Genomic DNA, 8,313 nt, shown 5'->3' with positions numbered 1-8,313 from the left:
GTTTGGGTCTTGATGCGACGGCGGAATTCCTCGTTCAAACGCTCGATGGCATTGGTGGTCCTTGCCGACTTCCATTGCGAAGGATCGAGGCGGGTGAAGCTGAAGAGCCTGTCGCCCGCTTCTTCAAGGCTGTCGGCCACGGCCCGGCACTTCAGCTTCCACTTGCGAAGAAAGGCCTTGCGGCGCGTCTCGATCTCGGCGGCCGTATCGGCATAGATCATGTCGCGGCAGTCTTCGCTCAGCTCCTAATGCAGGCGCTTGGGGGCGTGGCCGAGCAGGTTGCGGTGCTTGTGAACCGTGCAGCGCTGGATGGACAGGTCCCCGCCCCAGAGCGCCACGAGCGCGGCTTCAAGGCCGGGGGCGCCGTCAACGATCACGAACTCGGGCCGCGGCAAGCCCCGCGCGTCCAGGTCGGCGAGGAAGCTGCTTCAGGCAGCCGTGCTTTCGCCGCCCATGTTCCTGATCGAGAGAAGCACCTTTTGCCCATCTCGACGGACGCCGATCGCCGCCAGCACCGAGATATTGGTGGCCTTGCGGTCCAGCCGGGTCTTGATGACGGTGCCATCGAGGATCAGGCGGACGATGTCCTCGTCGGCCAGGCTGCGCGGGCACCAGGCGTCCCAGTCCACCTTGACCTTGCGCCAGGCCCGGCTGACCATGTCCTTGCTGACGGCGCCTTCGAACAGCCCGAACAGCGCCCGCTTGACCCGGCGCGTGTTGGTTCAGGAGAGGTGGACCGCCGTGATCAGGGCCTCGGCCTTCTTCGTCAGCCGTTGGTAGCGGGGCAGCGCCTTCGAGCGCCACTCGGTCACCTTTCCAGCTTCATCCTCGATCCGGGCGCGCGGCACCCGCACCGTCCCGGTGCCGAAGGTGCCCGTGAGTTGCCGCTCCCGGTGCCCGTGGCGATAGCCCTTTGCAGCGCCGTCGCCACGGCTGTAGCGAAGGCGGCCGAGAAAGCCGGCCAACTCCTCCTCGAACACGGCTTCGATGGTCGCGCGGACGTTGGTCCGCAGTCGCTCCTCGATCGGGTCGAACCCGGCCTCCCCGGCCAGTAGCGAAAAGCTCGCAGTGTCAGTAATCTGGTTCATGGCGTGATCTCCCTGGCGGTTGCCGCCGCCGGTTTGGGTGGTTGCAAGTCACCCAGAGATTACGCCGCCTTCAAATTTCCACCACTTCCGAGACACGACCGCCCTTCACGGTCGGCCCCGGCGCTCGAAAGTTTTTCGACAGAACCCGATGAAAGCGGCGTCGGGGTTCTTGGGAGCCTCTGTCATCCAGTCCCGCCACTCCCGTTCGAGCACATAGACATCCCAGCCAGGCGCAGCCAAGCGGGCTTCATGATAGGTGTCTGATTTGAGGCGGATGATCTGCATGGGCTTGGCGGCGTCAACGACATTGCTGGAGATCACAGTACCGCGACTGGTGAAGACGACGTTGTCGCCATCTTCCTCAAAGCTGACGCTGTAGTCGGGCAGGTGGTCATGCTTTGCCAGATCTCTCACGACATGCCGGAAGCGCTTGATGGGCATTCTGGCACCTGTCCGCTTCAACAGGTTTTCGAGCCCGACCTTGTGGGTCGGCTGTGATCCGCAGAACTTCCTCGCAATCTCATAGACGCGCCGCTCGATTGGTTTCCTCAATCGAAAATAATCTCGGTGTAAGGTCAACACCTTCTTTCGGCGGATGCTATTGAAGATCCACTCAGAAATCTGAATCTCGGCCCAGAGGATACGTCCATCTTGTGCCCCGTTCTTGCGGCGAACATGGGCGCTCTCGATGAGATGGAATAGGCCGATATCCTCTTCTTCCCCGAGAGGAACCGGGGAACCGTCGCTATGGGTGGTGATGTTGGTCTTGATGACCGTTCCCATCAGCCGCTCCAAAGCCTCGACGAAGGCCTCGTAGTCCTTCCCCCCGGTGCCGCGGTTGACAAAGATCAGGAGCTCCCGCGGGCTGAATCTCAGACGGCGATCCACCCTCTCGCCCTGGTTCACCTTATGCATAATCTGAGATACGGCGTAGATTAGAATGTCCTTGTCGTAGATCGTGGCTTGGCCCTTCACGCTCGGAATGACCTCCAGCCAGTGACCGTGGTGGGCATACCGACGGATCGTGGTCTCGGGCTTCTTCGAAAGGGCGTAGAAGGGATGCTCCATCGTCGGCATGAGGTCCTTCAGGACCGCATCAGCCACGTCACAAATGAAGAAGTCGGGCTGCGGATGACGATCCGGCAGCAGCATGTCGAGCGGATTCGGGGTATCAAGAACCATAGCCCACATTCGGGGTATCAGGAACCGTCTGTCAAGGTTCGGGGTATCAGGAACCGTCCTGTGGATAACTTCTGGCCTCGCGCGGAGATCAGGAACCAAGATTCGGGGTATCAGGAACCAAGGTTCGGGGTATCAGGAACTCTGATGTGTAGGAAACCCATGCTTATCAAGGCACTACTCGTAGTTTAGGCGTGCGTAACACATCACTAACACAATTTAACACCCCACGAGGAAGTAGAGTAGACTTGCTTTAACTGGGAGCGCAGGCAGCATGGACTTCCCAGAACGCGGGAATCTCCTCGGTCCGGAGCAGATGGTGTCCCTCGGGGGAGCCATAGATCATCACCGCTATGTGCATCGCGACCTCGCCCAGGGTCAGACCTTCACCACTGAACAATTCCTGGGGCTGACCACGCCACTCGCGGTGGATCCGGAGAGAGAACTTGCCGAACTTGGTGAGACCGATGGTGAAGTCTGGATGGTGCGGCATGGCGCCTCGAAGGTACCAGCCTGCCAGCCATTCGGGCAGGTCCTCCTCAGGCTCATAGAGCTGATAGTGGATCGAGGAGACGCGCCGAAAGGTGAACAGCAGCGTGTCCATCTGGCGGCGGATGCGCACGGTGTCCTCTGGCGTCAGTCGACGCGTGGCAAGGGGTGCGATCTCTCCCTTGTCATCGACAGGCAGTCCGACCAGGCGGGTGGCGCAGAGGGTCGCGACCAGGCGGAGGATGGCGTCGTGGTCGGCGATGTCGGTGTCTGTCTGCATTGGGAACGCTCCGTATAACCTGAAATGGGATAATACTGGAACGGGATCATGCAGCAAGGCGAACCCGCCTTGCCTGGATCATGACCCGAAGTCTTCGAACACCCGCCCATCATGCCCTGAGAGCCCTGCTGAAGCGTCATCGCGTGGAAGCACAGCTCACCCAGGCTCAGCTGGCAGCCCGAATGGGGCGACCGCAGTCCTTCGTCGCCAAGATCGAGAGCGGTGAACGGCGCCTGGATGTCGTCGAATTCCTTGAGTATTCTACCGCCTTGGGCTCCCGCGCGACCACGATCATCGACGAGTTGGAATGCGCTCCTACAAGCCGCTGAATCGTTCGCTCAGAAAGTTGCGGGTTATACTGTAACCTGTATAATCCGGGATTAGAGAGTCGGGATATGACGGCGGTGTCGCGGATCAAAGGTAACCGTCCGGCCTGACCGCTCTGCCGACGGCGCTGCGTAGAGGATAGTGTCCACTATCGGATAATGGACACTATCGGGGTTGCTCGTGACGAAGCGGCGGAAGCGTCGGGTCTGGTCTGACGACGAGAAGCGGATGATCTGCGGGCAGACTCGCGTGCCTGGCATTTCGGTGAGCCAGGTTGCGCGCCGGTATGATGTGAACGCCAATCTGGTCTTTGCCTGGCTGCGCGATCCCCGGTTTTCTGATGCCAGTGCGGCAGATGTCGCGCGCTTTCTGCCGGTGGAGATCGTCGCGGAGGCGAAGGCGCCGATGGCGGTGCCTGCTGCAGAGAACCACATCGAGATCGAGCTTGCGGGCGGGCATTGGATGCGGATCAGCGGGAGCTATGATCCCGAGGCGCTGGCGCGGCTGATCCGGGGTCTGACGGCGTGATCCCGGTTCCGGCCAACACGCGGGTCTGGCTGGCGGCCGGGGTCACCGACATGCGCAAGGGGTTCACGGCGCTGGCGGCGCAGGCCGAGGCGGTGCTGAAGCAGGACCCGTTTGCCGGACATCTGTTCGTCTTCCGTGGCCGCCAGGGCGATCTGGTGAAGGTGATCTGGTGGGATGGTCAAGGGGCCTGCATGTTCATGAAGCGGCTGGAGAAGGGGCGGTTTGTCTGGCCCTCGGCCAAGGAGGGGAAGGTAGCGCTGACGCCTGCGCAGCTGTCGATGCTCTTGGAAGGGATCGACTGGCGGGCGCCACAGCGGACATGGCGGCCTCTGGCGGCGGGATAATCGGCCGTCCCGCAAGAGAGGGATTCCCACAAGGAATACAGTGGGATAAACTTCCCGCATGCTCGATCAGACCCTGACCTTGCCGGAAGACCCCGAGGAGTTGCGCAGCTTCACCGCGCGGCTTCTGGCCGAGGTGAAGGCGCAGGCGATCCTGATCGAGAAGCTGCGCCATCAACTTGCGGGACATCGGGCGCACCGGTTTGGCGCGTCGTCCGAGACCGCCGAGCAGCTGCAACTGGCGCTTGAGACCAGCGAGATCGCGGCGGCGGCAATGACCGCGCGGATGCGCCTGCCGGACATCGAAGAGAAAGACAAACCGAAGCGCCGCCCGATCCCGGACCACATCCCCCGGATGGAAGTTGAGCTGACCCCGGGCGCCGATGCCTGCGCCGGTTGCGGTGGCCGCCTGCGCAGGATCGGCGAGGATGTGACGGAAGAACTGGAATACGTCCCTGGGCGCTTCATCGCGAACCGGATCGTTCGCCCTCGGCTGACCTGTTCTTGCTGCGAACGGTTCGTTCAGGCGCCACTGCCGTCACGCCCCATCGAGCGGGGCCGCCCCGGTCCGGGTCTCTTGGCCCATGTGCTGGTCAGCAAGTATGCCGATCATCTCCCACTCTACCGCCAGAGCCAGATCTTCGACCGCGATGGGCTCGACCTGGACCGTTCCACGCTGGCTGACTGGGTCGGAAAGACGACCGCCCTGCTGGAGCCGCTGGCCGATGCCATCGGCCGCCATGTCCTGTCAGCCGAGGCGATCTTCGCGGATGACACGCCCATCAGCATGCTCGCCCCCGGGACAGGCAAGACCCAGACCGCACGGCTCTGGACCTATGCCCGCGATGAGCGCCCCTGGGGAGGCACGGCGCCGCCCGCCGCCTGGTATCGCTTCTCCGGTGACCGCAAGGGCCAGCACCCCAGGGACCATCTCGCCCGCTTCCGCGGCTGGATGCATGCCGACGGTTATGCAGGGTTCGAGGATCTCTATCGATCCGGCGCCGTCCGAGAGGTCGCCTGCATGGCCCATGTCAGGCGCAAGTTCGTCGACATCCACCGGTCGCAGGGCTCCCCCATCGCCGAACAGGCCATCGGCAGGATCGCCAAGCTCTATGCTGTCGAGAAACAGGCCAGAGGGTCGCCACCGGATCGCCGCGCCGAATTGCGACGCGCCCATGCGGCCCCGGTCTTCGACGATCTGGAGCGATGGCTGGCCATGCAGCTCACCACGATCTCGGGCAAATCCCCGCTGGCCGGAGCAATCCGGTATGCCCTGACCCGGATGGAGCGCCTGCGCCCCTACCTCGACCACGGCATTCTGGAACTGGACAATAACACTGCCGAAAGAGGCATGCGCGCCATCGCCCTCGGGCGGAAGAACTACCTCTTCGTCGGATCTGAGGCCGGCGGCAAGGCCGCCGCCATCGCCTATACCCTGATCGAAACGGCCAAACTCAACGCCGTCGATCCCCACGCCTGGCTCGCCGACACCCTCGCCCGCATCCCCGACCACAAGATCACAAAGGTCGATGACTTGCTGCCGTGGCGCTGGAACGGGTAGCGGTCAGACCGGACGGTTACGATCAAAGTAACCTAAAGGATGACCATATCATGCGGACTGTCGTTCTGACATTGGCCGTCCTGGCAGGGTGCGCGTCTGAGCCTCCAAAGCTTGGCAAGACCTTGCCTGATTGCGGCTATCGCGGTCCGATGGATGCCCCGGATACCGAGTTGTTCGAGCATCCGGTCATCCGCGAAGGCGGTTCTTTTGTCGGGATCACCACGGAAAGGTACGACCGCCCCGGAGCGGCCAAAGAGCCGGGCCCGCATTACCAAGGCTATTCGCTGCTGAACTGCGAGACCGGCGCGATCTCCAAGATCGAGGGGGAGGCCATGATGGATGTGCTCACCGGAAAAACCTTGCTGGAGCGTATTGCTGAACTGCGGGCCGAGGGACGTCTGACGCGCACCGGGCAGCTGCAGCGCCTGTCAGGCGAACGGCACTGGACCCTGCTGGAGGGCAGGGTGGACCCGCAAAATGGCGCGCGCGATGCGCTTGCGAACTCATAGGTCGGTAACCGGCGCCGTCCTGTGGTTGCAGATTATACTAGGACCGGTATAATCTGCCCATGAAAGAGGTTGAGTTCAAAGGAGGCGCGCTGTCGGCCTGCGACGATTTCCGCTCTCAGCCCGACGCGAAGCCGGGTTCCAGATCGACCGGGTGCAGCACGGCGAAGACCCGGATGACTGGAAGCCGATGGCCACCATCGCAAGGAGTTGGGCGCGTGAGCAACGAACGGTTCGGCAGCATCTGGGATGCCATCGAGGACACGCCCGAGGATCCCGAGAACATGAAAGTCCGGGCCGCGCTGATGCGGGCGCTCGAGGGCAGAATCAAAGCCAAGGGATGGACCCAGACTGAAGCCGCCAGGCAGCTCGGGGTCACCCAACCGCGCGTGTCGGACCTGATGCGCGGCAAGATCGATCTGTTTTCCATCGACGCCCTGGTGAACATGGTTGCCCGCATCGGCCTCCATGTCTCCGTCGATATCAGGGCGGCGGCATGAAGGCCGCCTTGCTAGCCAAACCGTGACGGCCAGTAGGTGGGGCGGTGGAAGGCTAGGCGCGACGGCATCGCCTGACCGTTTCCTTCATCACCAGCAAGGGACCTGGCCGGCTGCACGACGGTGCAGGCAGGTTGCCACGGACTAGCTACCCGCAGGGCCGCGAAGCGGGTCCGTGGTCGAGCGAAGCGAGCCTGCCGGCGCGCAACCGTGCCAGAGGCGCTGAGAGGGGCGCTACAGCCGGCTCAGCGTCTCCGATCGGGGTAGGGGAGATGGCGCGCTTCGGGTGTGGCGTCCCTGGGGTCTGCAGTTCTGTCCGGTGGGACTGTCAGCGGGGCGGATCGGTCGAGGCTGTGTAGGCCGGGCGCGGGGCAGGGACTGCGAGCTCGGCAGAGCGCTGCTGGTGGGTGGCCTCGTGAGCGGCGGCATCGAGGTCTGCGAGGATGGTCGCGCAGCTGGCGCGGTCGCGATCGGTCTTGAGGCCGTTGCGCAGAACCGTTGCAAGGTTGGACGCCAGTCGCGGGTCCGTTTTCGCGGCACCGAGAACGAGGGTGGCGAGGATGTAGCGGCCGCGGTTCTCGTTGGCTTTTGCGCGGTCCTTGAGCTTGTTGAGGCGGTTCTGCGCCTCGGCGATCTGGGCTTCGATGTTTCGGGCCATGAAGCGAATGCTCCCTGTCAATTTGAAGACGTGGTTTACGGTACCTTTACCGAAGGTTTCACTTATACATCGACGAGCCGATGTGTGAACAAGGGTGTGCTGCGCTCCCCCTTGACCCCCTGCGAGGCGATATCCGGAATGTATCATTTCTCAGTCGACGTCGTGAAGCGCAGCGATGGCCGTTCGGTGGTTGCGGCGGTGGCTTATCCCTCCGGCGCGCGGCTGACCGACGAGCGCCTCGGCAAGACCTTCGACTACGGCCGCAAGAAAGGGATCGTCGCGGCCCGGATCATGGCCCCCGAGGGGGCGCCGGAGTGGGTCCATGACCGAGGCCAGCTATGGAACAAGGTCGAGACCGCCGAGAAGCGCAAGGACGCGCAGCTTGCCCGCCAGATCGTCATCAGTCTGCCAGCCGAACTCTCAGCGAATGGGCGGGCCGAGCTGATCTTCGATTTCGTTCGCACCCACTTCGTGGCGGCTGGCATGATCGCAGATGTGGCGCTGCACGACCCGGACGCCGCAAATCCGCAGCCTCATGCCCACGTTCATCTGACGATGCGGCGGCTCGACGCGGACGGGTTCGGCCCCAAGGCCCGCGAGTGGAACGACACGGGGCTGCTGGAGGGCTGGCGCGTGGCGTGGGCCGAAGCGGCGAACGCGGCGCTTGAGGCCGAGGGCCATGCGGGGCGGCTTGATCATCGTTCGCTGGAGGCGCAGCGGGCCGACTGGCAGGCGCGGGCTGACGCTGCCCCTGATCCGCGCTCCCGGCAGCGGGCGCTGATCGAGGTTGTCCGCCTGACCTATATCCCGCAGCCGTCGATCGGGCGGGCGGCGTGGGCGGCGATGGCCAAGGGCCAGG

10 protein-coding genes and 1 pseudogene are annotated in these 8,313 nt (G+C 63.4%); 7 read left to right on the top strand and 4 right to left on the bottom strand.

The features are described from left to right. The 3 genes and pseudogenes from ACFHYO_RS15765 to ACFHYO_RS15755 all read right to left on the bottom strand — a co-directional run. Positions 1 to 1,088, bottom strand: a pseudogene (locus tag ACFHYO_RS15765) (IS256 family transposase); the annotation flags it as partial. A 105-nt stretch (positions 1,089 to 1,193) separates the two neighbouring features. Then, positions 1,194 to 2,270 carry a replication initiator protein A gene (locus ACFHYO_RS15760; protein WP_394321659.1) on the bottom strand — a complete coding sequence of 359 codons (1,077 nt, stop codon included), beginning with the start codon at positions 2,268 to 2,270 and terminating at the stop codon, positions 1,194 to 1,196. Between the two features lie 250 nt (positions 2,271 to 2,520). Next, on the bottom strand, positions 2,521 to 3,036 hold the full coding sequence (locus ACFHYO_RS15755; protein WP_394321657.1) for a hypothetical protein: 516 nt from the start codon (positions 3,034 to 3,036) through the stop codon (positions 2,521 to 2,523). 80 nt (positions 3,037 to 3,116) lie between these two features. On the opposite strand from ACFHYO_RS15755, the gene ACFHYO_RS15750 reads away from it, so the two are divergent. The 6 genes from ACFHYO_RS15750 (at position 3,117) to ACFHYO_RS15725 (ending at position 6,799) form a co-directional block, all read left to right on the top strand. Next, complete coding sequence (locus ACFHYO_RS15750; RefSeq protein WP_394321655.1) at positions 3,117 to 3,365, top strand: helix-turn-helix domain-containing protein; 249 nt, start codon at positions 3,117 to 3,119, stop codon at positions 3,363 to 3,365. 178 nt (positions 3,366 to 3,543) lie between these two features. Continuing rightward, entirely contained in the window at positions 3,544 to 3,891 is a 348-nt protein-coding gene (gene tnpA, locus ACFHYO_RS15745; RefSeq protein WP_394321661.1) for an IS66-like element accessory protein TnpA, read from the top strand. Beyond that, positions 3,888 to 4,235: an IS66 family insertion sequence element accessory protein TnpB gene (tnpB, locus tag ACFHYO_RS15740; RefSeq protein WP_394321653.1), complete on the top strand. Its 348-nt coding sequence runs from the start codon at positions 3,888 to 3,890 to the stop codon at positions 4,233 to 4,235. The genes tnpA and tnpB overlap by 4 nt, the downstream gene beginning before the upstream one ends. A gap of 58 nt (positions 4,236 to 4,293) precedes the next feature. Continuing rightward, positions 4,294 to 5,793: an IS66 family transposase gene (tnpC, locus tag ACFHYO_RS15735; RefSeq protein ID WP_394321651.1), complete on the top strand. Its 1,500-nt coding sequence runs from the start codon at positions 4,294 to 4,296 to the stop codon at positions 5,791 to 5,793. Positions 5,794 to 5,843: 50 nt separating this feature from the next. Next, entirely contained in the window at positions 5,844 to 6,302 is a 459-nt protein-coding gene (locus ACFHYO_RS15730) for a hypothetical protein (RefSeq protein WP_394321649.1), read from the top strand. 215 nt (positions 6,303 to 6,517) lie between these two features. Continuing rightward, positions 6,518 to 6,799, top strand: a complete 282-nt coding sequence (locus tag ACFHYO_RS15725; protein ID WP_394321647.1) for a helix-turn-helix domain-containing protein — start codon at positions 6,518 to 6,520, stop codon at positions 6,797 to 6,799. A gap of 325 nt (positions 6,800 to 7,124) precedes the next feature. Here ACFHYO_RS15725 and ACFHYO_RS15720 read toward each other — a convergent pair whose 3' ends face one another. Next, the gene (locus ACFHYO_RS15720; protein ID WP_394321645.1) at positions 7,125 to 7,454 is read right to left on the bottom strand and encodes a hypothetical protein; all 330 of its coding nucleotides are present in this window, start codon (positions 7,452 to 7,454) and stop codon (positions 7,125 to 7,127) included. 30 nt (positions 7,455 to 7,484) lie between these two features. On the opposite strand from ACFHYO_RS15720, the gene mobQ reads away from it, so the two are divergent. Continuing rightward, a partial coding sequence (gene mobQ, locus ACFHYO_RS15715; protein ID WP_394321643.1) for a MobQ family relaxase occupies positions 7,485 to 8,313 on the top strand: 829 nt, incomplete at its 3' end.

This window comes from Paracoccus panacisoli, from assembly GCF_042435015.1.
Lineage (GTDB): Bacteria > Pseudomonadota > Alphaproteobacteria > Rhodobacterales > Rhodobacteraceae > Paracoccus > Paracoccus panacisoli.
Note: the sequence above shows the minus strand (reverse complement) of the source record. Positions and strands in the feature narration are given on the sequence as shown.

Bases quoted from the DNA above. Each gene is read 5' to 3' on its own strand.
- ACFHYO_RS15760 (WP_394321659.1), bottom strand. From the start codon at position 2,270: ATGGTTCTTGATACCCCGAATCCGCTCGACATGCTGCTGCCGGATCGT.
- ACFHYO_RS15755 (WP_394321657.1), bottom strand. From the start codon at position 3,036: ATGCAGACAGACACCGACATCGCCGACCACGACGCCATCCTCCGCCTG.
- ACFHYO_RS15750 (WP_394321655.1), top strand. From the start codon at position 3,117: ATGACCCGAAGTCTTCGAACACCCGCCCATCATGCCCTGAGAGCCCTG.
- tnpC (WP_394321651.1), top strand. From the start codon at position 4,294: ATGCTCGATCAGACCCTGACCTTGCCGGAAGACCCCGAGGAGTTGCGC.
- ACFHYO_RS15730 (WP_394321649.1), top strand. From the start codon at position 5,844: ATGCGGACTGTCGTTCTGACATTGGCCGTCCTGGCAGGGTGCGCGTCT.
- ACFHYO_RS15720 (WP_394321645.1), bottom strand. From the start codon at position 7,454: ATGGCCCGAAACATCGAAGCCCAGATCGCCGAGGCGCAGAACCGCCTC.